26 protein-coding genes and 1 pseudogene are annotated in these 23,842 nt (G+C 68.4%); 6 read left to right on the top strand and 21 right to left on the bottom strand.

The features are described 5' to 3' along the window. Window positions 1-18: 18 nt before the first annotated feature. From AU197_RS22995 to lepA, 4 genes are all read right to left on the bottom strand, one after another. On the bottom strand, window positions 19-1,011 hold the full coding sequence (locus AU197_RS22995) for an isopenicillin N synthase family dioxygenase (protein ID WP_064405994.1): 993 nt from the start codon (window positions 1,009-1,011) through the stop codon (window positions 19-21). A 118-nt stretch (window positions 1,012-1,129) separates the two neighbouring features. Then, complete coding sequence (locus AU197_RS22990) at window positions 1,130-1,837, bottom strand: sensor domain-containing protein (RefSeq protein WP_064405992.1); 708 nt, start codon at window positions 1,835-1,837, stop codon at window positions 1,130-1,132. Window positions 1,838-1,901: 64 nt separating this feature from the next. Then, window positions 1,902-2,621 (bottom strand): sensor domain-containing protein, encoded by a 720-nt coding sequence (locus AU197_RS22985; RefSeq protein ID WP_082696814.1) that lies wholly within the window; start codon window positions 2,619-2,621, stop codon window positions 1,902-1,904. A 5-nt stretch (window positions 2,622-2,626) separates the two neighbouring features. Beyond that, window positions 2,627-4,540: a translation elongation factor 4 gene (lepA, locus tag AU197_RS22980; RefSeq protein ID WP_064405987.1), complete on the bottom strand. Its 1,914-nt coding sequence runs from the start codon at window positions 4,538-4,540 to the stop codon at window positions 2,627-2,629. 21 nt (window positions 4,541-4,561) lie between these two features. Between lepA and AU197_RS22975 the strand changes: the two genes are divergently transcribed. Next, entirely contained in the window at window positions 4,562-5,173 is a 612-nt protein-coding gene (locus tag AU197_RS22975) for a type II toxin-antitoxin system PemK/MazF family toxin (protein ID WP_197415636.1), read from the top strand. A 123-nt stretch (window positions 5,174-5,296) separates the two neighbouring features. On the opposite strand, the gene AU197_RS22970 is transcribed toward AU197_RS22975, so the two are convergent. Next, window positions 5,297-5,902 (bottom strand): GNAT family N-acetyltransferase, encoded by a 606-nt coding sequence (locus AU197_RS22970; protein WP_064405775.1) that lies wholly within the window; start codon window positions 5,900-5,902, stop codon window positions 5,297-5,299. Next, window positions 5,895-6,323 carry a CBS domain-containing protein gene (locus AU197_RS22965; protein ID WP_064405774.1) on the bottom strand — a complete coding sequence of 143 codons (429 nt, stop codon included), beginning with the start codon at window positions 6,321-6,323 and terminating at the stop codon, window positions 5,895-5,897. Before AU197_RS22965 ends, AU197_RS22970 begins: the two co-directional genes overlap by 8 nt. A 208-nt stretch (window positions 6,324-6,531) precedes the next feature. On the opposite strand from AU197_RS22965, the gene AU197_RS22960 reads away from it, so the two are divergent. Next, window positions 6,532-7,392 (top strand): ribonuclease Z, encoded by an 861-nt coding sequence (locus AU197_RS22960; protein ID WP_064405772.1) that lies wholly within the window; start codon window positions 6,532-6,534, stop codon window positions 7,390-7,392. A 4-nt stretch (window positions 7,393-7,396) separates the two neighbouring features. Here the strand turns inward: AU197_RS22960 and AU197_RS22955 are convergent, their stop codons facing one another. The 3 genes from AU197_RS22955 to AU197_RS22945 all read right to left on the bottom strand — a co-directional run bounded on the left by AU197_RS22955 (window position 7,397) and on the right by AU197_RS22945 (window position 10,933). Further along, on the bottom strand, window positions 7,397-8,236 hold the full coding sequence (locus AU197_RS22955; RefSeq protein ID WP_064405769.1) for a transglutaminase family protein: 840 nt from the start codon (window positions 8,234-8,236) through the stop codon (window positions 7,397-7,399). A gap of 64 nt (window positions 8,237-8,300) precedes the next feature. Further along, a complete protein-coding gene (locus AU197_RS22950) occupies window positions 8,301-9,272 on the bottom strand; it encodes an alpha-E domain-containing protein (protein ID WP_064405768.1) in 972 nt (323 codons plus the stop codon). A gap of 14 nt (window positions 9,273-9,286) precedes the next feature. Continuing rightward, a complete protein-coding gene (locus AU197_RS22945) occupies window positions 9,287-10,933 on the bottom strand; it encodes a circularly permuted type 2 ATP-grasp protein (RefSeq protein WP_197415631.1) in 1,647 nt (548 codons plus the stop codon). A gap of 148 nt (window positions 10,934-11,081) precedes the next feature. On the opposite strand from AU197_RS22945, the gene rpsT reads away from it, so the two are divergent. Continuing rightward, window positions 11,082-11,342, top strand: a complete 261-nt coding sequence (rpsT, locus tag AU197_RS22940; protein ID WP_064350435.1) for a 30S ribosomal protein S20 — start codon at window positions 11,082-11,084, stop codon at window positions 11,340-11,342. 30 nt (window positions 11,343-11,372) lie between these two features. On the opposite strand, the gene holA is transcribed toward rpsT, so the two are convergent. The 3 genes from holA to AU197_RS22925 are packed head-to-tail and all read right to left on the bottom strand — an operon-like array spanning window position 11,373 to window position 14,694. Further along, on the bottom strand, window positions 11,373-12,314 hold the full coding sequence (gene holA / locus AU197_RS22935) for a DNA polymerase III subunit delta (RefSeq protein WP_197415635.1): 942 nt from the start codon (window positions 12,312-12,314) through the stop codon (window positions 11,373-11,375). Between the two features lie 14 nt (window positions 12,315-12,328). Beyond that, window positions 12,329-13,879: a ComEC/Rec2 family competence protein gene (locus AU197_RS22930; protein ID WP_231745167.1), complete on the bottom strand. Its 1,551-nt coding sequence runs from the start codon at window positions 13,877-13,879 to the stop codon at window positions 12,329-12,331. Then, window positions 13,876-14,694, bottom strand: coding sequence for a ComEA family DNA-binding protein (locus tag AU197_RS22925; RefSeq protein ID WP_064405763.1), 819 nt, complete (start codon window positions 14,692-14,694; stop codon window positions 13,876-13,878). Before AU197_RS22925 ends, AU197_RS22930 begins: the two co-directional genes overlap by 4 nt. A gap of 112 nt (window positions 14,695-14,806) precedes the next feature. On the opposite strand from AU197_RS22925, the gene AU197_RS22920 reads away from it, so the two are divergent. The 3 genes and pseudogenes from AU197_RS22920 to AU197_RS22910 all read left to right on the top strand — a co-directional run bounded on the left by AU197_RS22920 (window position 14,807) and on the right by AU197_RS22910 (window position 17,484). Then, window positions 14,807-15,565: a hypothetical protein gene (locus AU197_RS22920; protein ID WP_231745166.1), complete on the top strand. Its 759-nt coding sequence runs from the start codon at window positions 14,807-14,809 to the stop codon at window positions 15,563-15,565. Between the two features lie 37 nt (window positions 15,566-15,602). Then, window positions 15,603-16,408, top strand: a pseudogene (locus AU197_RS22915) (SDR family NAD(P)-dependent oxidoreductase). A 23-nt stretch (window positions 16,409-16,431) separates the two neighbouring features. Then, a complete protein-coding gene (locus AU197_RS22910) occupies window positions 16,432-17,484 on the top strand; it encodes an NAD(P)H-dependent amine dehydrogenase family protein (protein ID WP_064405762.1) in 1,053 nt (350 codons plus the stop codon). A 78-nt stretch (window positions 17,485-17,562) separates the two neighbouring features. Here AU197_RS22910 and AU197_RS22905 read toward each other — a convergent pair whose 3' ends face one another. The 9 genes from AU197_RS22905 to AU197_RS22865 form a co-directional block, all read right to left on the bottom strand. Next, a complete protein-coding gene (locus AU197_RS22905; RefSeq protein ID WP_064405976.1) occupies window positions 17,563-18,171 on the bottom strand; it encodes a maleylpyruvate isomerase family mycothiol-dependent enzyme in 609 nt (202 codons plus the stop codon). A gap of 8 nt (window positions 18,172-18,179) precedes the next feature. Next, complete coding sequence (locus AU197_RS22900; RefSeq protein WP_064405759.1) at window positions 18,180-18,665, bottom strand: SRPBCC family protein; 486 nt, start codon at window positions 18,663-18,665, stop codon at window positions 18,180-18,182. Beyond that, window positions 18,662-18,946 (bottom strand): ArsR/SmtB family transcription factor, encoded by a 285-nt coding sequence (locus tag AU197_RS22895; RefSeq protein ID WP_064405975.1) that lies wholly within the window; start codon window positions 18,944-18,946, stop codon window positions 18,662-18,664. The genes AU197_RS22900 and AU197_RS22895 overlap by 4 nt, the downstream gene beginning before the upstream one ends. Window positions 18,947-19,045: 99 nt before the next feature. Beyond that, window positions 19,046-19,882, bottom strand: coding sequence for a DegV family protein (locus AU197_RS22890; RefSeq protein WP_064405758.1), 837 nt, complete (start codon window positions 19,880-19,882; stop codon window positions 19,046-19,048). Beyond that, entirely contained in the window at window positions 19,873-20,595 is a 723-nt protein-coding gene (gene octT / locus AU197_RS22885) for a diglucosylglycerate octanoyltransferase (protein WP_064405756.1), read from the bottom strand. Before octT ends, AU197_RS22890 begins: the two co-directional genes overlap by 10 nt. Continuing rightward, window positions 20,585-21,244, bottom strand: a complete 660-nt coding sequence (gene gpgP / locus AU197_RS22880; protein ID WP_064405754.1) for a glucosyl-3-phosphoglycerate phosphatase — start codon at window positions 21,242-21,244, stop codon at window positions 20,585-20,587. Before gpgP ends, octT begins: the two co-directional genes overlap by 11 nt. 20 nt (window positions 21,245-21,264) lie before the next feature. Next, window positions 21,265-21,666, bottom strand: a complete 402-nt coding sequence (gene rsfS / locus AU197_RS22875; RefSeq protein ID WP_064405753.1) for a ribosome silencing factor — start codon at window positions 21,664-21,666, stop codon at window positions 21,265-21,267. Continuing rightward, window positions 21,663-22,301 carry a nicotinate-nucleotide adenylyltransferase gene (gene nadD / locus AU197_RS22870; protein WP_082696813.1) on the bottom strand — a complete coding sequence of 213 codons (639 nt, stop codon included), beginning with the start codon at window positions 22,299-22,301 and terminating at the stop codon, window positions 21,663-21,665. Before nadD ends, rsfS begins: the two co-directional genes overlap by 4 nt. Window positions 22,302-22,392: 91 nt before the next feature. After that, window positions 22,393-23,841: a vWA domain-containing protein gene (locus AU197_RS22865; protein ID WP_064405749.1), complete on the bottom strand. Its 1,449-nt coding sequence runs from the start codon at window positions 23,839-23,841 to the stop codon at window positions 22,393-22,395. Between the last annotated feature and the right edge of the window lies 1 nt (window position 23,842).

The following is a 23,842-nucleotide window of genomic DNA, read 5'->3' as shown; positions in this document are numbered from 1 at the left end:
CAGCCCGATGTAATCGCCTCAGTACGCGCTCGCGACGCCCGTCGGGGTGATGCCGTGATGCAGCTCGGCGACGTCGGGATGGGCCCTGGTACGCGACTTCCACGCGTTCTCTCCGTAGGTGTTGAAGATCGGGTTGTCCGGATCTGCTTCCACACCGCGCGACAGCGCCGCCAATTGCGGCGGCAGCTCGATGATCGGGATCAACGCGTCGAGGGCCGGATTGAGGAAGTACGGGATCGACACGCGGTCGGTGCCCGGCGGCGGTGCCAGCACCCGGTGGCGGGTGGCGCGCAGATAGCCCCCCGTGGCGACCTCGAGCAGTTCACCGATGTTGACGATCAACGCGTCGGGCAGCGGGGGCACGTCGATCCACTCCCCTGCGGCGTCCTCGACCTGCAGGCCTTCGGATCCCTGCTCCACCAGCAGCAGGGTCAGCACACCGGAATCCTTGTGCGCGCCCACGCCCTGCGAGGTGTCGGCGGTGCCGGGATATCGCACCACCTTCAGCAAGGTGGCGGGTCGGTCGGCAAAGGCCGCGTCGAAGGTGTTCTCGGCCGCGCCCAGCGACACCGCCCAGTGCCGCAACAACCGGAGCCCAACCAGGGACAGGGCGTCGGTCCAGCCTTCGAAGGCGGCCCGGAAACCCGCTGGCGCCGACGGCCACAGGTTGGGGCCCTGCAGCCGCCAGTAGCCCTCGGCCCCCTCGATGACCGGCCGCTCCGGACCGATGTCGATCTGCTCGCGCCAGTCGACCCGGCCATTGGTCAGCTCACCGCCGATGCGCGAATACCCCCGGAACTGCGGGCTTTTCAGCTGGCTGATCTCGTTCTTCGCCTCCGCCGGCAGGGCGAAGAACTCGCGCGCGAGACCGAGTACGAGTTCCATCTGCGCGCGCGCAACACCATGCCCCACCAGGTAGAAGAACCCGGCGTCGTGCGCGGCTTCGCGCAAGCGGGACCGGAACCGGTCGGGTCGGGTATCCGCGTCGGTGAGGTCGAGAACCGGAAGCATACGGCCATTGTGGTTCGCGACCCACCACCGGGCCATCGGACTTAACGGAGCGTGCAGGGGTGTGAAGGAACGGTGGAACCACCACCTCGTCAAAAACCCAGTCTCGGTGCAGCGGTCGTTACTTCGCCGCGTTGGCGAGCATGTCCTGCGCGATGGTGGCCGCCTCGTCGCCGATCGAGTAACTGCACGCCCACGCCTCGACGGTCAGGTTCGACGCGGTCGACAGCGCATGCTGGCAGGCCCACCCGTCGGCATCCTGTTGCGTCGTGGCCTGAGTGATCATCGTGTCGTCGGTGCGGACCTCACTGAGTTCCCACAGGTACGAGTCGCCCGAACTTCCCACCACGACAGTGGAATTGGCGCAACCTTCCCATGCCCCCCTGGATTTGTCGAAGAAACGCTGCGCCTCCTCGGCCGAGGTGTACAGCACCGCGGTCTGTTCGACCCAGTGGTTGTTGTCGTCGCCGGGTTCGCGCGCCACCTGGTCGCGCACGTCGGTCCATCCGCTGCCTGCGTACACCGGGCCCTCGGCGCCGTACATCGCGCCCAAACACTCGGGATCCGACACGTCGTCGGAATGATCGGTCATCTCCTCCAGTTCGCTCGTGACCTTCATCGTGGTCGAGCCCATGATGCCGTTCAATTCACCGATGGTGAGCAACACGTCGTCGAGCTTGGCCGCCGTCAGCTCCGGCACGTCGACACGCCCGGCCTGGCCGCGCACCGCGATGCCCGCGACGGTGCTCACACAGCCCGCCAACACAGCCGACGTCGCCAGGACGACACCCGCGGCGCACAGCCGCGAGGCCGTGCCGAATCGAGTCACCGCGTTATTGTGACCGACTTCGGGCACATTCGCGGCGTGGCCGACAATTTCGTCGGGCGTGCTCTCAGGACGGCCCGATCTTGCCCATCATCAGGTCGGCGACCGCGGTCGCCTGCCGGGCGCCGCTGGGGCTGGGCCCGGCGACGTCGGTGATCTCCACCTCCACGATGCAATCGCCGGCCACGCCGAGGGCCCGCTGAAGCGTCGACCCGGCATCCTGCATCACCACCGCCGAGACGATCTCGTCGCCGACGCGCACCTCGGTGATCCGGCTGGAACCCTGTGCACCGCGGTCGGGTTGGTTCAGCACCAGCGTCTGGCCGTTGCATCGGTGCCACTTGTCGGCCGACGCGGCGAAGAACTCCTGTGCTGCGTCGGCGTCGATGAACTCGACCACCCCGAAGAACCCGGTGACGGTGGGGCCGTCGGCGTCACCACCGGCCCACGACTGGCTGACCATCGAGCGCACCGGACTGGCCTGATACACCACCTTCTCCAGCCGGTATCCGGTGCTGACACAGTCGAGCGGTGTGGCCTCGACCTCGCGCACACCCTGCAGCAGCATGTCGGCGCCGCCTTCGACGACCTGGCCCATGAAGCCGCCGGTGCCGAACATCGTGGTCAGCTCCTCGGCCGTGGGCAGCGCCTGGTCGAGCATCCGGTTGGGCGACGGTTTGACGACCTCGGCGATCCGCGGGGAGGGGGCGTCTCCGGCGGGCGCCGAACAGCCCGCGAGGATCGCGCATGCGCCGACCACCGCCGCCGTCATCGCCGCCGCGCGCACGCCGTCTACTTCTTGGCCTTGTCGGCGGCCGACGAGTCGGTGGACAGGGCGGCGACGAACGCCTCCTGGGGCACCTCGACCCGGCCGATGGTCTTCATCCGCTTCTTGCCTTCCTTCTGCTTCTCGAGCAGCTTGCGCTTGCGGGTGATGTCCCCGCCATAGCACTTCGATAGCACGTCTTTGCGGATCGCGCGGATGTTTTCGCGAGCTATGATCTTCGAACCGATCGCCGCCTGCACCGGAACCTCGAACTGCTGGCGCGGAATCAGCTCCTTGAGCTTGGTGGTCATCTTGTTGCCGTAGGCGTACGCCGACTCCTTGTGCACGATCGCGCTGAACGCGTCGACCGCCTCGCCCTGCAGCAGGATGTCGACCTTGACCAGGTCGGCCTCCTGCTCACCGGCCTCCTCGTAATCCAGGCTGGCGTAGCCGCGGGTGCGTGATTTCAGCGCGTCGAAGAAGTCGAAGATGATCTCGCCCAACGGCATCGTGTAACGCAGCTCCACCCGTTCCGGGGAGAGGTAATCCATGCCGCCGAGTTCACCGCGCCGCGACTGGCACAGCTCCATGATGGTTCCGATGAACTCGCTGGGCGCGATGATCGTGGTCTTGACGATCGGCTCGTAGACCGTGCGGATCTTGCCGTCCGGCCAGTCCGACGGATTGGTCACGGTGACCTCCGAACCATCTTCCTGCACAACGCGATACACGACGTTGGGCGATGTGGAGATCAGGTCGAGGTTGAACTCGCGCTCGAGGCGCTCGCGGGTGATCTCCATGTGCAGCAGGCCCAGAAAGCCGCTGCGGAAACCGAATCCGAGCGCCACCGACGTTTCGGGCTCATACGTCAAAGCCGCATCGTTGAGTTGCAGCTTGTCCAGCGCATCGCGCAGGTCCGGATAGTCCGAGCCGTCAACGGGATACAGCCCCGAGTACACCATCGGTCGCGGCTCGCGGTATCCGGTGAGCGGTTCGGCCGCGCCGTGGCGCGCGGTCGTCACGGTGTCACCGACCTTGGACTGGCGCACGTCCTTCACGCCGGTGATGAGGTAGCCGACCTCACCGACCCCCAGACCTGCGGAGGCCTTGGGTTCGGGCGAGACGATGCCCACTTCGAGCAGCTCGTGGTGGGCGCCGGTGGACATCATCTTGATGCGTTCGCGAGGCACGATCCTGCCGTCGACGACGCGGACGTAGGTCACCACGCCGCGGTAGGTGTCGTAGACCGAGTCGAAGATCATCGCCCGGGCGGGGGCGTCTGCGTCGCCGACCGGCGGCGGCACCTCGCGCACGACGTGGTCGAGCAGGTCGGCCACGCCGACGCCGGTCTTTCCGGAGACCCGCAGCACGTCTTCGGGCTCGCAACCGATGATGTGGGCGAGTTCGGCCGCGTACCGGTCGGGGTCGGCCGCGGGCAGGTCGATCTTGTTGAGCACCGGGATGATGTGCAGGTCGCGATCCAGGGCCAGGTAGAGGTTCGCCAGCGTCTGCGCCTCGATCCCCTGGGCGGCGTCGACGAGCAGCACCGCGCCCTCGCACGCCTCCAGCGCACGCGACACCTCATAGGTGAAGTCGACGTGGCCGGGGGTGTCGATCAGATGCAGCACGTAGTCCTCGTCGCCAAGCTTCCAGGGCAGCCGCACGTTCTGCGCCTTGATCGTGATACCGCGCTCACGCTCGATGTCCATCCGGTCGAGGTACTGCGCGCGCATGTCACGATCGGCCACGACGCCGGTGAGTTGCAGCATCCGGTCGGCCAGCGTCGACTTGCCGTGATCGATGTGGGCGATGATGCAGAAGTTCCGGATCTGCGCCGGCGCCGTGAAGGTCTGATCGGCGAAAGTGCTGATGGGAATCTCCTGGTGAACGGGGACTTCGGGTGCCACCAGCGTATCCAGGCCGTGGCCTGAGCACACAATCGCGCGGTGCGGGCCTCGCTTATGCTCGGAAATATGCCTGCGCCCTGGAGACCCCTGCAGACATTCCAGAGGTTTGCCGAGAATCTGGTGTTCAACGAGGCACCGAAGATCATCCGTCAGATCGGTCAGTCCGACACCGTGCAGCGCGGTATCCAGCAGGGCATCAGGATCGGCCTGGACGCGATCGCCGGCACGGCAAGAGACGAGGCGCCGGCGATCACGACCGGACGACCGGTCAGCCGCAACTTCGTGCCGACCGCCCACCGCGCCCGCAAGGTGGTGTACGCCCCCGACCTCGACGGCCGCGCCGACCCGGGCGAGATCGTGTGGACGTGGGTGGTCTACGAGGACGACCCGACGCAGGGCAAGGACCGACCGGTCCTGGTGGTGGGCCGCGACCGTTCGACGCTGCTCGGGCTGATGCTCTCCAGCCGGGACCACCACCGAGACGACCCGGATTGGGTGGGCATCGGCACCGGCACCTGGGATTACGAGGGGCGAGCCAGTTGGGTTCGGCTCGACCGGGTGCTCGACGTCCCCGAAGACGGCATCCGCCGCGAAGGGGCGATCCTCGCCCGGGAGAAGTTCGAGGTGGTGGCCGCCCGGCTTCGCGCCGAATACTCCTGGAGCTGACCCACCCACCCCCTTCTGCCGCGAGTGACCGTGTCTGCCCCGCGACACACCGCGCGGAAGCGGCATTCGGCGGTCGCTCGCCGGGCGCTTCTGGATGTCAGCGCGGCGCCCGCCACATCTGTCTTATCGTGGCGGGCGCCACATGGGCCACATGGGCGGGCCGCCGTCGGGCAACGTGATCTCGCCGGTGACGTCGAAGCCGAAGCGCTGGTAGTAGGCGATGTTGTCGGGGTTGCTGGACTCGAGGTACGCCGGTGCGTGCTCGGCGTCGCAGCGGTCGAGGCGCGAGCGCATCAGGGCCTGCCCGTATCCGGTGCCGCGCACCGTCGGGTCGCTGCCGATCACGCCCAGGTACCAGTGCGGCTCCTCGGGGTGGTGCTGCTTCATCAGCTCGGCCATCGTCTGACCACGCCGCACATTGGCTCCCATCGCGCGGATGAACGCCGGCATCATCCGCAGCTCCTGAAACCCGGTCTGCCTCCACTCGCCCGGCGGGTCCCACAGCGCGGCGGCCCCGATGCGTGGGCCGCCAGCCACCTCGACCCCTTCGGTGCGCAGGAAATGGTGGCGAATCATGGTCGCGAACACCCGTGCGAGGCTTCGCTCGCGCGCCTCGTCCTTCGGCAGCATCCACTTCATCACCGGGTCGTCGTAGAAGGCGCGCGCCAGCACCCCCGACATCTCGCGCACGTGTCGCCGCGCCGCCGGAGCGACCTCGACGTCAGCCACGGGTGATGTAGGCCTGCAGCTGCTCCTGCTGCGCTTCGAGTTCTTCCATCCGCGTCTTGACGACGTCGCCGATGCTCACGATGCCCACCAGCCTGCCGTTGTCCATCACCGGCACGTGCCGGACCCGGTTGGTCGTCATCAAGGCGCTCAGGCTGTCGACCGAATCGTCGGGAGCGCAGGTCGCCACCAGCGTGGTCATGATCTCCGACACCGGCTGGGTGAGAAGTTCGCCGCCTCGGCGGTGCAACGCCCGCACGATGTCGCGCTCGGAGACGATCCCCATCAGGCCGTCGGGCGACACCACGACCATCGCGCCGATGTTGTGCACCGCCAGCTCAGTGAGCAATCCCGAGACCGACGTCTCCGGAGTTATCGTGGCCACCGCGGCGCCCTTGTTCCGCAACACGTCCGCGATCCGCATCCTTGCCTCCGCTCGTGATCTTCCTCACAGGCTAGGTTGGACGGAGTCGGCGCGGAAGGCTTTGCGAGGTTGCAACCCGATCACACTCGCCGCGCGAAGTCGCGAAACGGCCTTCCAGCAGCGCAAAGTCGAGTGCACGCCCACCGGAATACCGTTTCAACCCGCTATCGGAGCCAAATCGTCGCGCCGCTCGGGTATATGTGGGGCCATGATCGAGGTCACACTGCTTGGCACCGGAAGTCCCATCCCCGACGCCCGCCGCGCGGGCCCGTCGACGCTCGTACGCGCGGGCGGGCAGACGTTCCTGATCGACTGTGGTCGCGGTGTGCAGCAACGCCTGACGGCCGCGGGCGCACCCGCCAACGGGTTGTCGGCGTTGTTGTTGACGCACCTGCACAGCGACCACATCGCCGATCTGGGCGACGTGATCATCACCCGATGGGTGTCGACGTTCACGCCCGAGCAGACTCCGTTGCAGATCATCGGACCGCCGGGCACCGCCGAGGTGGTCGACCACACCCTCAAGGCGTTCGGTTTCGACATCGGATACCGCATCGCACACCACGCCGACCTGACGGCGCCGCCCCCGGTGGAGGTGCACGAGTACACCGAGGGCGAAGTGTGGAACCGCGACGGCGTGACGATTCGGGTCGCGCCCACCGACCACCGGCCCGTCGAACCGACGATCGGTTTCCGTGTCGAGCACGCCGACGCGTCGGTGGTGCTCGCCGGTGACACCGTTCCCTGCGAGAGCCTCGATGCGCTGGCTGTGGGCGCGGGAGCGTTGGTGCACACCGTGATTCGCAAGGACCTGGTGGACAGGATGCCGATGCAGCGCATCCGCGACATCTGCGACTACCACTCCTCGGTCGAGCAGGCGGCGGAAACCGCGGCCCGCGCCGGCGTGGGGATCCTGATCCTCACCCACTATGTGCCGGCGATCGAACCCGGGCAGGAGGACGATTGGCGCGCGCTGGCCGCAACGGTCTTCGACCGCCAGATCGAACTCGGCGACGATCTGCTGCGCGTCGAGGTGCATCCCGGCATCTCCGCGAAGCCGACGGGGTGATCGGTCAGGCCAGTCGGGTGATCTCGACGACGACATCGAGGTCCGTCGAGCCCTCACCGGAGTAGATCCCCTTCAGCGGGGTGACATCGGAGTAGTCGCGGCCGACGCCCACGCTGATGTACTGTTCGTTGATCGGGACGTCGTTGGTGGGGTCGTAGTTCCACCAGCCACCGGTCCACGCCTGCACCCAGGCGTGGCTCTGTCCGTCGATGGTGTCGCCGATCACCGCTTTGCGGTTCGGATGCAGATACCCCGACACGTAGCGTGCGGGAATGCCCATGGAGCGCAACAGGATCAGCGTCAGGTGCGCGAAGTCCTGACAGACGCCCTTGCCCTCCCGCAAGGCGTCGAGCCCCGATGAGTGCACCCCGGTGGTGCCCGCGACATAGGCCAACTCGCTGCGCACCCACGACGCGGCGGCGGTGACGGCCTCGCACGGCGTGCGGTCCTTGATCAGACGCTGACCCACCCGGCGTATGCGCTTGCTCGCAGGTGTGTAGTGGGTGGGCGAGAGCACCTCGTCGAACCTGTCGACGACGGCCTCGGACTGCAAGTCCTCCCAGGCCACTTCGTGTTCTGGCATCTGGTCGGCGTCGGTCTCCACCACCGACGACGACGTCACCTCCAGCTCAGCGTGCGGTGCGTGCAGATCGAACGCCGTGACCGCGGTTCCCCAGTAGTCGACGTAGCGGTAGTTGCGTGTGGCAGGCACGGTTTCCACGCGGTTGAGGATCACGTTCTGGCGCGAGTCCGAGCGCGGCGTCAGCCGTGCCTCGTTGAACGACGCCGTCACCGGCGACTTGTATGCGTAGCCGGTCGAGTGCACCACCCGCATCCGCCACATCACTGTCTCCTCTTCACCGTCTGCTCTTCGCCCGAGGGCTCATCACTGCGCCATCGGCTCATCGTTAGAGTTCACCTTCTTCGATGACGAGCGTGCCGTTGTGTCCCGCGTCGTGCCATGCCACCCACGGCGCGGAGTGAAAGTACTGCAGCGCCAACGCTTCCCCGACATCGAAGCAGGTCTTCTGCAGGCCGGCCAGCCGCTGTTCCAGCGATTCGAGCAGCACACCGGGACGCAGGAACTCCAACTCGCTGCGGGCCCTGCCGAGGAGTCGCTGCGCCTCGGCGGTTGCCCCGAGGCGGCTGTGGGGTCGGTTCATCAACTCGTCGAGGCTGTGCTCGGCAAGACGCAACGAGTAGAAGATGGAACGCGGGAAAAGCCGGTCCAGAAGCATGAATTCGACGACGCGCCCGGCGTCGAGCACGCCGCGGTAGGTGCGCAGATAGGTGTCGTGCGCGCCCGCCGAGCGCAGCAGTGTCACCCACGCCGGTGACGACGCGCTGTCCCCGACCCGCGAAAGCAACAGCCGCACGGTCATGTCCACCCGTTCGATGGCCCGGCCGAGCACCATGAAGCGGTAGCCGTCGTCGCGAGACAGCGTCGAGTCGGCCAAACCGGCGAACATCGCGGCCCGGCCCTCGACGAACGAGAGGAACTCGTGCGGGCCGAGGCGTTTGGCGGCCCGTTCCCGCTCGGCTAGTGCGTTGTAGGTGGTGTTGAGGCACTCCCAGATCTCGGTGGACGTGACTTCCCGTGCCCCGCGGGCGTTTTCGCGGGCCGCCGAAATCGCATCGACGATCGACCCCTGGGTGCCGCGGCTGAAGGCCACGATGTCGGTCAGCGACCACACGTCCAGCGGCGCGTCGGGCGCCTCCATCCCCAGCACCCGCAGCAGCGTCCGCGAGGCCTGATCGGGGTCGACGCTGGAGTCTTCGAGCAGTTGGTGCACGGTCACGTCGAGAATGCGGGCGGTGTCGTCGGCGCGTTCGACGTACCGGCCGATCCAGTACAAGGATTCGGCGTTGCGGGCCAACATCAGCGCACCACCCCTTACTGCTGCTGTTGCTGTTGGTCTTGGGTCTGCCCGTCGCCGCTTTCGGCCTTGGGCCCCCGCGCGGACTTGGGCAGCTTGCGCACCACTTCGGCCGCGCCGAGTTCCCGGTCGGCGACCGAGGTGCGTGAGGCCAGCACCCAGGTGTCCTTCGACCCGCCGCCCTGGCTGGAGTTGACCACCAGCGAACCCTCGGGCAGTGCGACGCGGGTCAGCCCGCCGGGCAGCACCCACACGTCGTCGCCGTCGTTGACCGCGAACGGGCGCAGGTCGACGTGCCGTGGCACCAGCTGGTCGCCGATCTGGGTGGGCACGGTCGACAGCTGCATGACGGGCTGGGCGATCCAGCCGCGCGGATCGTTGCGGATCTTCTTGGAGATGGTGGCGAGCTCTTTCTCCGAGGCGTCCGGGCCGAACACGATGCCGTAGCCGCCCGAACCCTCGACCGGTTTGATGACGAGCTCGTCGATGCGGTCGAGCACCTCCTCGCGTTCGTCGTCGAGCCAGCAGCGGAAGGTGTCGACATTGGCCAGCAGCGGTTTCTCGCCCAGGTAGTACTCGATGATGGTCGGCACGTAGGTGTAGACGAGTTTGTCGTCGCCGATGCCGTTGCCGACGGCGCTGGAGATCACCACGTTGCCCGCCCTGGCCGCGTTGAGCAGGCCGGCGACGCCGAGCACCGAGTCCGGCCGGAACTGCATCGGGTCGAGGAACGCGTCGTCGATGCGGCGGTAGATGACGTCGACCTGCCGCTCCCCCTCGGTGGTGCGCATGTAGACGGCGTTGTCACGGCAGAACAGGTCGCGGCCCTCCACCAGCTCGACACCCATCTGCCGGGCCAGAAGCGAGTGCTCGAAGTACGCGGAGTTGTAGACGCCGGGCGTGAGCACGACGACGGTGGGGTCGGCGACGTTGTTGGCCGCCGCATTGCGCAATGCGCGCAGCAGATGCGACGAGTAGTCGCCGACCGCGCGCACCCGGTGGGTGGCGAACAGGTTCGGAAACACCCGCGCCATCGTGCGGCGGTTCTCCATGACGTACGACACCCCCGACGGTGAGCGCAGGTTGTCCTCGAGCACCCGGAAGTCGCCCTTGGCGTCGCGGATGAGGTCGATGCCCGCGACGTGGATGCGCACCCCGTTGGGCGGGACGATGCCCGCAGCTTCGCGGTGGAAGTGCTCGCAGGAGGTGATCAGCCGGCGCGGGATGACGCCGTCGCGCAGGATTTCCTGTTCGCCGTAGATGTCGTCGAGGTAGAGCTCGAGCGCCTTGACGCGCTGGATGATGCCGCGTTCCAGGCGTGTCCACTCCGCCGCGGAGATCACCCGTGGGACCAGGTCGAGCGGAAAGGGGCGTTCCTGTCCGGACAGCGAGAACGTGATGCCTTGATCGATGAACGCGCGGCCGAGCGCGTCGGCGCGGGCTTCGAGCTCGGAGGCGTCCGACGGGGCGAGCTCGGCGTAGATGCCCTTGTACGGCCCCCGCACGTTGCCTTGGGCGTCGAACATCTCGTCGAAGGCGTTGGCGTAGCTACCCAGATCGCTGTATCCGGCGAAGACGCCCTGATACCGCTTGTCCTGCTTGCGTGGGCTCCGCGGCGGTCGTGCGGACTCGGTCGGCAGGGTTCGCAGGCTCACCCCTGCCATGCTGCAACACTTCGGACGTTTCGGCAGGCCAGAGGACTCACTTTGGGCATTTACCCACTCCGCTGGTAACCTGAACCCTCGCTGCCCGCCTACCGGGCGCCTACCAGACTTTGGGAAACCCCTACAGGATTTACGAAGGACTACACGCGTGGCCAACATCAAGTCGCAGGAGAAGCGCAACCGGACCAACGAGCGCCGCAGGCTGCGCAACAAGTCGGTCAAGTCGTCGCTTCACACCGCGGTGCGTGGCTTCCGGGCGGCCGTCGAGGCCGGCGACAAGGACAAGGCCCAGGAGCTGCTGGCCTCGACCAGCCGTCAGCTGGACAAGGCCGCCAGCAAGGGCGTGATCCACAAGAACCAGGCCGCCAACCGCAAGTCGGCGCTGGCTTCCGCGTTCAACAAGCTCTGAGCGTTCCCCAAGCTCTGAGCCCGCTCCGTCTCAATCCTCTATGAGTTCGGCCACCCGCCGAACCGTCGCCTCCAGCGCGTAGTCCGCATCCGCTGCGGCCCCCTTGACATCGGCGTTGAGCGCGGCCACCAATCGCATCGCCTCGGCGACGGTGGTGTTGGACCATCGCCGCGCCTGCTTCTGCGCCTTCTGCACGCGCCATGGCGGCATACCCAGCTCTGAGGCCAGCCGGTAGGGGTCGCCCGACAACGGCCGCACCCTGGCGATGGTGTGGACCGCTTCGGCCAGCGCGTCGGCCAGCACGACGTGCGGCTCACCGCGCATCATCGCCCACCGCAGCGCCTCGGCCGCCCCGGCCACATCGCCGACGACCGCCTTGTCGGCGACGTCGAACCCCTTCACCTCGGCCTTGCCCGAGTGGTAGCGGCGCACCGCCTCCGCGTCGACCGCCCCGCCGGTATCGGTGACCAACTGCGAACAGGCGGCCGCCAGCTCCCGGATGTCGGAGCCGATCGCGTCCAGCACCGCGGTGACAGTGTCCTCGCCGACCTTCACCTTCAATGCGCGGAACTCGCGGCGGACGAAGTCGGCGCGGTCGGCGGCCTTCGTGATGCGCGCGCACGGATGTACCTGCGCGCCGAGCTTCTTGAGCTGATCGGCCAGCGCCTTGGCGCGCCCGCCACCCGAGTGCACGACGACGAGCAGGGTGCCCGGCGGCAGGTCGGCCGCGGCCTCGGCGATGAGCGCGGCCGCGTCCTTGCCCGCCTCGGCCGCCGACTCCAACACCACCACTCGCTCCTCAGCGAACAGCGACGGGCTCAGCAATTCGGCCAGTTCGCTGGTGCTGACCTCCCCGGCGCGCAGGCGATCGACCGGAATGTCGTGGACGCCCGCCTGTTTGCGAGCGCCCCGAAGGACCGCCGCCACCGCGCGTTCGACCAGCAACTCCTCGTCCCCGAGCACCAAGTGCAACTGCGACGCCTCGCTCACCCCACGATCGTGTCACGGCCGGCCGACAGCCCCGACACCGTCCACGACAGCAGGCACACCGCGGCGGCACCCGCCGCGATCCGCACGAAGCGAAAACGCCACGCCAGCACCACCGCCGCTCCCAGCGCCGCGGTCAGCATCACCCCCGCAAGTCCGGAGGGCACCGAGACCGAAGAACCCGGAACGCCCGCCGCCCAACGGGACACACGCAGCAGCCACCACACTTCCGGCCCGGTGAACCGGATCAGCAGGTCGCCGCCCGCGGGCCACATCGGGCCCACCGCAGCCGCGGCGGTGCCGAGCACGGTGATCGGCGCAATCACCGGGGCCACCGCGACATTGGCCGCGACGGATACCACGCTGAACGTCCCGGCCATCCCGGCCACGAGCGGTGCGGTGACCAGTTGCGCGGCGGCGGCCACGCTGAGCGCGTCGGCCGCCGGCTTGGGCCAGCCCCGATCGACGAGGCGTCGCGACCACACCGGCGCGATTACGACCAGTGCCGCCGTCGCCGACACCGACAGCGCGAACCCGACGTCGACGGCTAACTCCGGTGATCCGATCATCAACGCCAGCACGCTGGCCGACAACGCCGGAATGGCCTGCCGACGCCGGTGCGACAGCACCGCCAACAATGTGATCGCCCCCATCACCGCGGCACGCAACACACTCGCACTCGGCTGCACGACCACCACGAACGCCAGCAGCGCGACCGCCGCCAGACCGACGGCCGCCCGTGGCCCGACGAGACCCGCCGTCAGCAGCACGGCCCCGCAGACGATCGTCACGTTCGCCCCGGAAACCGCGGTCAGATGCGTCAACCCGGCCGCACGGAAGTCGGCCGTCGTCTGACTCGGCACGCCCGAGGTGTCGCCGAGTACGAGCGCGGGCAGCAAAGCGGCCTGATCGGCGGGCATCGACCGGCGCGCGGCCTCGGCGAACCCGGCGCGGACCCGGGCGGCGGCGCGTTGGACGGCGGACGCCTCGCCGTAGGTCGGGTCGCCGAGCGCCGACAGCACCGCCACGCTCAGATCGCGTCGCGTCGGTCGCCCGATGCGAGCTCGAAACGCCACCGGCGTGCCCGCTGTCAGCTCTCCGATACGGGAGGTCGACGCGAAAACCGTGACGCGGCCCGACATTTCGCGTCCGTCCACTACCACCAGAGAGCCGCGGAACATCGTTCGGTTGCCACCGAGCGCGCGGGGGCTTTCCGCCGGGATGACCACGACGGCGGCGGCGGTCCCGTAGCGCTGGGTCAGCGGATGGTCGCGCACCTCGTCGACCCGCAGACCGATCGCGATGGCGAAGCCCGCCGCCACCAGCCCGACCGCCAGCACGCTCGCGCCGACACCCGTTGCGCCGGTCCCCGCCCGCCGGCCACTACCCCACCCCAGCGCTGCGGTGACCGCCACCGTCGCGACGACGGCGGCCGCCGACCCGCCGACCGGCCACAGGATCCCGGCACCGGTCACCGCCCAGCTGGTCAGCGCCGCCGGGACCAGGCGCAGATCGAGCGGGACCGCGTCGGCGTCCGCCACCGCGGTCACACATGCACGTGGTCGCGCAGCTTCTCCAGCCGCGCCGGGCCGATGCCGTCGACGTCGCCGAGCTGGTCGACGCTGGTGAACGCGCCGTTGGCGTCGCGCCAGGCCACGATCGCCGCGGCGGTCACCGGCCCGACGCCGGGCAGCGTGTCGAGTTGCTCGACGGTCGCGGTGTTCAGGTCCACCGTGCCGCCCGCCGGTGCGCTGCCGTCCCCCGATGCCGGCGTGTTCGTCGACGCGGGCGCCGCGACGCCCGTGCTGACGGAGCTTCCCATGACGGCCGGTTCACCCGTCACCGGCGCGATCCCCACGACGATCTGCTCACCATCGGTGACCCGTCTGGCCATGTTGAGCCCCACCAGGTCGGCACCGTCCAGCGGCCCACCCGCCGCGGTGAGCGCGTCGGCGATCCGGGCGCCGTCGGCCAGTGTGACCAACCCCGGCTCGTGTACCAGGCCCACGACGCTGACGACGACGGACGCCCCACTCTCCTGCGGCGCACCGCCCGGTGTCGGGCTCACCGACGAAACCATCTGCACCGGCGGCAGTTTGGCCGCAGCCACCGCCGGGCTGTCGTCGCGCAGCAGCACGAACACCGTGACCAGTACGGCGATGAGACCCACGCCGCCGAGCGCCACGACGCCGGCACGGCCGGGATCTGCACGCACCGCGGCGATCCAACCGGCCGCGCCGCCGCCGGATTCCGGAAGCCAGCGCGTCAACGACGTGTCCGGTCGGCGATCCTCATCGTCGGGTCCGGGCTCGACCTCGGCACCCAGCCTGCGCTGCGTGCGCTCGGCAGCCAATTCAGTTCGCATGCATGTGAAGTTAGGTGCGGACACCGACCGCGGAGCGCGCCACCGGTGGCGGACGACTCGCCCTGTGGATGAAATGAGCGTTGGGGATAGGGCCGATGTCTACAGTGTTGCTGTGGATCGTCGAGTGCCGATGGTCGCGGCCGTCGCGTTCGCGGTGCTGTACGCCGTTGCGCTGCTGATGGTTCCGGCGCTGCCCGGGATCGACCGCCCGGGCCTCGACATCGTCACCCATCTCAACGAGCACTCCGGCGCGATGCGGACCCAGGCGCTGCTGCTGGCGTTCGGTGCACTGGCCCTGGTGGTGGTGCTCGGTCACGCCCGTGACCGACTCGCGGGACCCTACGCTTTCGTCTTCACGCTCGGCTCGGCCGTCGTCCTCGTCCAGATCGGCATCGCGACCTGGTTCACCGCCGGGTTGTCGTTGCATCCCGCTGATCTCGGCTCGGGGACCGCGCGGGCGCTCGCCGACGTGGTCACGATGTGGGGACCGCTGCTCACCGTGGCCAACATCATGGTCGCCGCACCGATCCTGTTGGCCGCCAACGAGGGACGGTTCCCCCGCTGGCTCGGCATCGTCGCCGCGGTCTTCGCCGTCGAGCAGCTGATCGAGACCATCACGATCATCGGCCCGCCGGGAAGCTTCATCTCTCCGGGCGGTCCGATGAACATGTACCTCGGCGGGCCGTTGTTCATCCTGTTCTTCCTCGCACTCGGGGTTGCGCTGTCGCTGCCCGACGAGCCCGAGACGCCGGCGTTGCCGGCAGGCGCCGATGCCGGTGCCCGCGAGCCCGGCCCCACCGAGGACGCCGAGGATGTCGAGGATGCCCGCGCCCCCTCCTCGGATGACGCCGCCGACCGCGACCCGGAATAGCCCGGCCGCGGCGCACGAACGCACTAGCATTCCCCCGGTGGCGACGTTGCAACGGTTCACCGACCGTCGGGTACTGATCACCGGAGGCGGGTCCGGTATCGGCCAGGCGACGGTCCTGCGGATCCTCGACGAGGGTGGCATTGTGGTCGCCGCCGACGTCAGCGAGGCCGGGTTGGCTGACACCGAGGCCAAGGCCGGTGAGGCGGCCGCCGGGCTCACCACCGTGGTGATGGACGTCGGCAGCGAGGAATCGGTGATCGCCGGGGTCTCGCATGCCGTCGCCACGATGGGCGGTCTCGATGCGCTCGTCAACGCCGCCGGCATCCTTCGGTCGGCGCACTTCACCGACACCACGCTGGCCGACTTCGAACAGGTCCTGCGCGTCAACCTCGTCGGGACGTTTCTGGTGACCCGCGAAGCTGTGCCCGCGCTACGCGACGGCACGGCGCCGGCGGTGGTCAACTTCAGCTCGACGTCGGCGAATTTCGCGCATCCCTATTGTCGGCCTACGCGGCGTCCAAGGGCGGCATCCAGGCCATGACACACACCTTGGCGCTGGAGTTCAGCAAGCAGGGCATCCGGTTCAACTGCGTCCAGCCCGGGTCGATCTCGTCGGGAATGACCGACGGCACAGGGCGATCCGGGCAGAGCGTCGGACCGGGCCTGCCCGAGGACGCCGACTACACGCTGTTCGGCAAGATCATGCCGACCCTGCCCGTCGACGGCGACGGGATGTTCGCCAAACCCGACGCCGTGGCCGCCGTCGTCGCCATGCTCGCCGCGCCCGAGGCCTACTTCGTCACCGGCACCGAGGTCCGCGTCGACGGCGGCACCCACATGTGAATCGCTGATACCGAGGAGTTTTCGTGACGACACCTGACCGGCCGCTGCGGGTCATCCAGTGGACCACCGGCAACATCGGCCGCCGGTCGCTGCACGCGATCATCGGGCGCGACGACATGGAGCTCGTCGGCGTCTACGCCCACGGCGTGGACAAGGTCGGCGTCGACGCGGCAGAACTGGCGGGCTGGCCCGAACCCACCGGGGTGACGGCCACCAACGACATCGATGCGCTGCTGGCCCAGCGACCCGACGCCTGCTGCTACAACCCGTTGTGGCCCGACATCGACGAGTTGACCCGGCTGCTGGAGGCGGGCGTCAACGTCTGCTCGAGCGCGGCGTGGATCACCGGCGGCAAGCAGTCGCCCCAGGACCTGGACCGGATCCGAAAAGCCTGCCAGAAGGGCAATTCGACGATCTTCGGCAGCGGAGCACATCCCGGTATGAGCAACATGGTGGGGATGGTGCTCTCCGGCGCCTGTGAACGGGTCGACGAGATCCGCATCACCGAGTCGGTGGACTGCTCGACCTACGAGTCGGCGGGAACGCAGACCGCGATGGGCTTTTCGCAAGACCCCGACACCCCGGGCCTGGCAGAAAGTGTGCGGCGCGAGAGCGAGGTGTTCGCCGAGTCGGCGGCGATGATGGCCGACGCGATCGGCGCCAAGCTCGACAGGATGACCTTTGAGGTGGAGTTCACAGCGGCCACCGGCGATTCCGACCTCGGGTTCATGCAGATCCCCGCCGGCACCGTCGCCGGCGTCTACGGGTACCACCGCGGCTGGGTGGGCGAGAAGAACGTCGTCAGCGTCGGATTCAACTGGATCATGGGCGCACACGTCACTCCGCCCAAGCCGCTCGAACACGGCCACGTCATCCAGGTGTTCGGACTCCCGAATATGCGCACGGTGCTGCACTGTTTGCCGCCGAGGGACTGGACCGAACCCGGCTTCATGGGCCTGGGCATGATCTACACCGCCCTGCCGGTGACAAACGCCGTACCCGCGGTGGTGGCGGCACCGCCGGGAATCGTGACGCTGAAGGATTTACCTCCGGTCACGGGCCGCGCCGCGGTGTGACGGCAACCGGCGCTCATTGCGGTACGGAAACCGGGCCGCAAACCGTACAACGATGATCGCTCATCGGCAGGGTCGACTTCAGAGCCGCTGCGCCAGTGTCGCTTTCCCGGGTCCGTCGAGATCTTCGAGCGCAGCGCGCCGCCCCGCCATCGCCATCAGCAGCGCCTCGCCGCTGCCCCGCACCTGTGGGCCGCTGCCGTGGGTCCAGTCCAGGTCCGTTGCGACGAGCCGTAATCCGCGTGCCCGCCACGCTCCTCGTAGGAACGGAGCGTACTTGGCGAACTCCAATGCGACGACCAGTCTTTCGGGCTTGATGAAGCGCGGCATGTCCAGCGGTCGACGGATGTCCTGTTGGTGAACCATGCCGTCGGTGAGCGCGATCCGTCCATCGAATCCGGCTGTGCTGCCGCGCGGCTGGGCGTACTTGCGCATCAGCGCGGTGAGTTCGGACGGTGACTTGTCGGCGTTCACCGCGACGCCGATCGCGTTCGGATCCCGGTAGCGCAGTGCGCCCCAGAGCATCCGGGCCACTGCCCGGGGCCGGCTCAACTCCTCGTAACTGACGGCGTGCGCGACCACATCGCGAACCCGCCAGCGCGTGCACAAACTCGGCTGATCCCATTGCTCGGGGGTCAATTGGTCGAGCAACGCGGCGAACTCCTCGCGCTCCTCGCGCGCCATCTGCATTGGCGCGGTCACTGCGCCTCCCGCTGCAGCAGCTCACCGAACCGGCGCAGGTAAAGCGGCCAACCCGCATCCCCGCCGACACCCGAGGCGACCGAATCCCACCCGTCGCCGTGCCGTTCGATATGGCGGTGCTCGAGGGTGACGCGCGTGCGGTGCTCCGCCTCGGCGGTGAACACCACTTCCACTTCGCTGCACCGGGCCGGATCGGATTCGATCTGCCACGTCGCGCCGATGTCCCACGAGAAGACGAGACGATGCGGCGGCTCGACGTCGAGCACCCGCGCCCACGCGCACACACTGCCGTCGGTGCCACGGTCGTATATGCGACCGCCGACGTGGGGTTCCAAGACCGTCTCCGCGATCGGCACGCCCAGCAGATTGTGCTCGCGGGGCTTGAAGTCGCCGAATCTCTCGGTGAACACCCGAAACGCCCGCTCCAACGGTGCGTTGACCGTGATGTCGTGACGGATGACCGCGGACTGGGCTGAGGTCATTGGGGGTCTCCTTCGCTTTCGACTATCTCTTTGAAACCGGCCAGTGCCTGCATCCAGAAGCGGTCGAGTTCGGCCCGCATCGCGGCCAAGCCCGCCGGGTTCAGCTGGTAGACACGCCGAGTGCCGTCGGCGCGATCGCACACCAAACCCGCGAGCTTGAGCACCTTGAGGTGTTGCGACACCGCCGGCCGGCTGACCGGCAGCTCGCGGGCCAGCTCCCCGACCGGCATCGGCCGGTGCGCGAGCCGTTCCACGATCGATCGCCGGGTGCGGTCGGCCATCGCCACCCACGCATCGCCCTCTTGGTAAGCAAGCACGAACGGTAAGTTACTACTTACCAATCTGGGCCGCAAGGGTCCGGTAAGCACAGCGGAACGGGGCTATTCGGCAAGTTGGACGACGACGCCGATCGCACCCGCGCCGACATGGATCGCCAGCACCGGCCCCATGTCGGTGACGGTGAGCGACTCGAGCTGCGGAAGCCGATCGGTCAGCGCGGCGCCGACCTCATCGGCGCCGTCGTGGTTGTCGACATGGTGGACGGCGATCGACGCCTGACTCTCACCGACGAGGTCGGCGATGCGGTCCACCATCGCGGCGTGCGCCTTGCTGATCGTCCGGATCCGCTGGTCGAGCACGAGCCGCCCGTCGAGATCGAGGCGCAGCAGCGGTTTGAGTGACAGCGCGGTCCCCAACCACGACGCCGCGGTGCCGATCCGCCCGCTCCGGCGCAGGTTGTCCAGCCGGTGCACCACGATGAACGCATGGGTGCGTTGTGCAGCCGAGCGGGCAACGGCCTCAACCGAATCCAAGTCCGAGCCGGCCGCCGCGGCCTTGGCCGCAGCGACGGCGGTGAACCCGACGCCCATCGCCGCCGAACGCGAGTTCACCACCCGCACCGAGGACCCGAACTCCCGGGCCGCCTGAACCGCCGAGCTGTAACTGCTCGACAGCGCGGACGACAGGTGCACGGCGACCACGCCGTCGCCTCCGCTGTCGCGCAGTGCTTGCCGGTACGTGTCCGCGAGGTCGGCGGGCGCCGCCCCGGCGGTGCTGGCGCGCGGCACGTCGTGGATGTCGTAGGGCACCTCGTCGATCCCGTCTCGCAGATCGATCACGTCGACCAGCACGTGCAACGGCACCTGCCGGATGTCCCACTGTTTCAACTCGTCGGGCGCCAACCGCGACGACGAGTCGGTCACCACGATCACCGACATGGCACGCCGGCCTCGGCGAGCGCCTTGAGCATCAAGTCCGCGACGGCCTGATGGGCTTTGAAGTTCCAGTGGATCCCGTCGGGGTTGCCCTGGCCGCTCATGACGTATTCGCCGACTGCCGCCTTGAGGTCGACGAGCGGAACCTCATGTTGCTCAGCCCATTCGGTGAGCGCCCTCACCGTGCCGTCGCGGCCGTGGTGCGCCCTGCCGTAGGTGTCGGCGATGTGGACCGACGGCAGGCACGCGACGACGGGGATTCCGGGCCGGTTGAAGTCGATTGCGCCACGGGTCATCTCGAGATACTCGGCGGAAAGGTGCGGGGGCAGCGCCGCCCGGGCCACCGGCGACAGGCGCGGCTGCACCCAGCCGTACCCGTCGCGCACCCAGCGTCGCAGCCACGGCGGGCGCACGTAGCGGATGAGTTCGCGCAGCGCGGTCGGCAGCGGCGACGGTAGCGAGTCCATCCCGCCGGTGGCGAAGACGACCGCGCCCGCCCGCGGCAACGCCGCCCACGCCCGAGGATCCTGGATGGCCGCCCACCATACGTCGCGACAGGTCCAACCGATCCGGCCGATCAGCTCGACATCCCAATCTAGTTGTGCGGCAACGATGTTAGGCCAGATTCGCGGATCGTCGGACGGAAGCCCGCCGGTCGGCCCGTAGTAGGACAGCGAATCGCAGAAGACCAGCAGGGTCTTTCGCTCAGAGGACATCGCCGGCAACCTGCGCTGAGGCGTTCCACACGTCGAGCCGCCAGCGTATTTCGGCGGCGGCGGCGTCGGCGGCGCTGTGGCCCGACAGCTGTACCCAGCTGGCGTTGCCCATCCCGCCGAGGATCGGCCAGTGGTCCACCGGCAGGTCGAGCAGCGAAGCGGTCAGCGCCGCGATCAACCCGCCGTGGGCGACCAGGACCACCGGCCGGTCCGATCCGTCACCGGCCTGATCCAGCCCCCACTGGCCGTGTTCGTCGATGAGCTCGTCGACCAGCGGCCTGCTACGTGCGGCGACGTCGACGCGGCTCTCCCCGCCCGGCGGTGCCCAGCGCGAATCGTCGCGCCACGCCAACCGCGCTCCCGGCGCGACCGCGTCGACCTCCAGATGCGTCATGCCCTGCCACTGGCCGAGGTGGGTCTCCCGCAGGCGGACGTCGACGACCACCGGCATACCCGCGTGTTCCCCCAGCGTGACGGCGGTGTCGAGGGCGCGGCGCAGATCAGACGACACGATCGCCAGCGGTCGTCGTTTGGCCAACACCTCGGCGGCGGCGACGGCCTGGTGACGTCCCAGATCGGTCAGATCGGTGTCGAGTTGGCCCTGCATCCGGCTGCCCGCGTTGTACCCGGTCTGCCCGTGGCGGAGCATGACCAGGCGTCGGACCCTTCTCACTGCCCGCCGTCCTCGTCGCCGGCTGTGTGCGCCGACGGCTCGTCGACATCGATGGGGATGGTCGGGCAGTCCTTCCACAAACGGTCCAGCGCATAGAAATTGCGCTCGTCCTGATGCTGGATGTGCACCACGATGTCGACGTAGTCGAGCAGTGTCCAGCGGCCCTCGCGGGCGCCTTCGCGGCGGGCAGGTTTGTAGCCGGCGAGGCGCATCTTCTCCTCGACCTCGTCGACGATCGCGTTGACCTGACGCTCATTGGAGGCCGACGCGATCACGAAGCAGTCGGTGATGACGAGTTGACCCGACACGTCGATCACGACGACGTCGTCGGCCACTTTGGAGGCCGCCGCCTTCGCGGCCACTCCTGCCATGCGAACGGCTTCGTCGGAGGCGCTCATTGATGCTTTCCTTGGGTTGTCAGTGGTTGTCTCGCATAGAGTTTGCGCTTCGCCACATACTGAACGACGCCGTCCGGCACCAGATACCAGATCGGCCGGTTCTCCTCGGCGCGCTTTCTGCAGTCGGTCGAGGAGATGGCCAGCGCGGGCACCTCGACCAGCCGCAGCGCATCGTCGGGCAACTCCTTGACCGCGGCGGCGATGTGCTTGCCGTCCAGTTCGTAACCGGGCCTGCTGACCCCGACGAAGTTCGCGATCGCGAACATGTCCTCCCAGTTCTGCCACGTCAGGATCGACGCGAGCGCATCGGCCCCGGTGATGAAGTACAGATCGGCGTCGGGGTTGAGCGCGTGCAGATCGCGAAGTGTGTCCTTGGTGTAGGTCGGCCCGCTCCGGTCGATGTCGACGCGGCTCACGCTGAACCGGGGATTGGACGCGGTGGCGATCACCGTCATCAGGTAGCGGTCCTCGGCGGCGGTGACGTCGCGGTCCTTCTGCCAGGGCTGTCCGGTCGGCACGAACACGACCTCGTCGAGCCCGAACAGGTCGGCCACCTCACTGGCCGCCACCAGGTGGCCGTTGTGGATGGGATCGAACGTCCCACCCATTACGCCGAGCCTGCGTCGCGGAGCCATGGAGAGCCAGCTTACTTCTCGCGCCGAGTGGGGGCTCGTGTCACGGTTCGGGCCGCCGAGGCGTGCGGGTAACCCACGTTCGCGCCGGTGGTCAGACCGGCAGCAACTGGTCGATCACCGAGGCGAGCTGCTTGGCCGAGCGGCATTCGTGCATGGTGATGACGTCGGAGTAGCGCGGCACGGCCGAGTCGCCGCTGCCCCACAGGTGTCGCGGTTCGGGGTTGAGCCAGTGCGCGTGCCTGCTCGAGTTGACCATGTGCGCGAGCAACTCGATCTCGGGGTTGCGGTAGTTGTTGCGGCCGTCACCGAGAATCAGCAGCGCGCTGCGCGGCGAGAGCGCGTTGGGCCAGCGGTCCATGAACGACACGAACGCGTGGCCGTAGTCGGAATGCCCGTCTCGGGTGTACACCCCCGCCTCGCGGGTGATCCGCTGCACCGCGACCGCCAGGTCGGCGTCGGGGCCGAACAGTTCGGTGACCTCGTCGGTGGTGTCGATGAAGGCGAACACCCGCACGCGCGAGAACTGCTGGCGCAGCGCGTGCACCAGCAGCAGCGTGAAGTGGCTGAAGCCGGCGACCGAACCCGACACGTCGCACAGCACGACCAGTTCGGGCCGCGCCGGGTGAGGTTTCTTGAGCACCACGTCGATCGGCACCCCGCCGGTGGACATGGACTTGCGCAGCGTCTTGCGCAGGTCGATCTCCCCGGCGCGCGACCGTCGTCGCCGCGCGGCCAGCCGGGTCGCCAGGGTGCGGGCCAGCGGTTGGACCACCCGTCGCATCTGGCGCAGCTGGTCCCCGGAGGCGCGCAGGAACTCGACGTTCTCGGCGAGCTGCGGCACCCCGTACATCTGCACGTGGTCACGGCCGAGCTGTTCGGCGGTGCGCCGTTTGGTCTCGCCCTCGACCATCTTGCGCAGTTGGTTGATGCGTTGCGCGGCAAGCGCTTTGGCGATCTGCTCCTGGGTCGGGGTGGGCTCGTCGCCGTAGGGCGCGAGCAGACCGGCCAGCAGCCGGCCCTCGAGGTCGTCGAGGTTCATCGCCTTGAGCGCCTGATACGACGAGTACGACGGGCCCCGGCTCGAGTTGTAGCGGCCGTACGCCTCGACTATTTGGGCGATCATCGCGGCCATTCGCTCGTCGAGGTTGGCCAGGTCCTCGTTCTCGGCCAGCATGTCCAGCAGCGCCGCGCGCATCGCCTCGACATCTTCGGGCGGCAGGCCCGGCTGGTCGGCGTCGGCTTCACCCTCCTCGTCGAGAAGAATCGTCTTGGCGCCCAGCGCGGCGGGGAACCACAGGTCGAACATCGCGTCGTAGGTGTCGCGATGGTCGGGACGGCGCAGCACCGCGCACGCGATGCCCTCGCGCAACGCGTCGCGGTCGGCCAGTCCCAGCACCGACAGCACCCGTCCGGCGTCGACGGTTTCCGACGGACCTACCGAAATACCCTGCGCCCGTAGCGCTTCGACGAACCCGACGAGATGACCGGGCAGGCCGTGGGGCGCCAGCGGCTGCGGCGGCCGGGTCCGGCGGACGGCCATG

This window comes from Mycobacterium sp. IS-1590 (genome assembly GCF_001500025.1).
GTDB lineage: Bacteria > Actinomycetota > Actinomycetes > Mycobacteriales > Mycobacteriaceae > Mycobacterium.
This window is presented reverse-complemented; position numbering and strand designations above follow the sequence as displayed.

Excerpts from the sequence above, each read along its gene's own strand:
- AU197_RS22995 (WP_064405994.1), bottom strand. The coding sequence starts at position 1,011 with ATGCTTCCGGTTCTCGACCTCACCGACGCGGATACCCGACCCGACCGG.
- AU197_RS22975 (WP_197415636.1), top strand. The coding sequence starts at position 4,562 with ATGCTCGGAAATATGCCTGCGCCCTGGAGACCCCTGCAGACATTCCAG.
- AU197_RS22965 (WP_064405774.1), bottom strand. The coding sequence starts at position 6,323 with ATGCGGATCGCGGACGTGTTGCGGAACAAGGGCGCCGCGGTGGCCACG.
- AU197_RS22960 (WP_064405772.1), top strand. The coding sequence starts at position 6,532 with ATGATCGAGGTCACACTGCTTGGCACCGGAAGTCCCATCCCCGACGCC.
- AU197_RS22955 (WP_064405769.1), bottom strand. The coding sequence starts at position 8,236 with ATGTGGCGGATGCGGGTGGTGCACTCGACCGGCTACGCATACAAGTCG.
- AU197_RS22950 (WP_064405768.1), bottom strand. The coding sequence starts at position 9,272 with ATGTTGGCCCGCAACGCCGAATCCTTGTACTGGATCGGCCGGTACGTC.
- AU197_RS22945 (WP_197415631.1), bottom strand. The coding sequence starts at position 10,933 with ATGGCAGGGGTGAGCCTGCGAACCCTGCCGACCGAGTCCGCACGACCG.
- AU197_RS22925 (WP_064405763.1), bottom strand. The coding sequence starts at position 14,694 with ATGCGAACTGAATTGGCTGCCGAGCGCACGCAGCGCAGGCTGGGTGCC.
- AU197_RS22905 (WP_064405976.1), bottom strand. The coding sequence starts at position 18,171 with ATGCAGATGGCGCGCGAGGAGCGCGAGGAGTTCGCCGCGTTGCTCGAC.
- AU197_RS22900 (WP_064405759.1), bottom strand. The coding sequence starts at position 18,665 with ATGACCTCAGCCCAGTCCGCGGTCATCCGTCACGACATCACGGTCAAC.
- AU197_RS22895 (WP_064405975.1), bottom strand. The coding sequence starts at position 18,946 with ATGGCCGACCGCACCCGGCGATCGATCGTGGAACGGCTCGCGCACCGG.
- AU197_RS22890 (WP_064405758.1), bottom strand. The coding sequence starts at position 19,882 with ATGTCGGTGATCGTGGTGACCGACTCGTCGTCGCGGTTGGCGCCCGAC.
- octT (WP_064405756.1), bottom strand. The coding sequence starts at position 20,595 with ATGTCCTCTGAGCGAAAGACCCTGCTGGTCTTCTGCGATTCGCTGTCC.
- gpgP (WP_064405754.1), bottom strand. The coding sequence starts at position 21,244 with ATGCTCCGCCACGGGCAGACCGGGTACAACGCGGGCAGCCGGATGCAG.
- rsfS (WP_064405753.1), bottom strand. The coding sequence starts at position 21,666 with ATGAGCGCCTCCGACGAAGCCGTTCGCATGGCAGGAGTGGCCGCGAAG.
- nadD (WP_082696813.1), bottom strand. The coding sequence starts at position 22,301 with ATGGCTCCGCGACGCAGGCTCGGCGTAATGGGTGGGACGTTCGATCCC.
- AU197_RS22865 (WP_064405749.1), bottom strand. The coding sequence starts at position 23,841 with ATGGCCGTCCGCCGGACCCGGCCGCCGCAGCCGCTGGCGCCCCACGGC.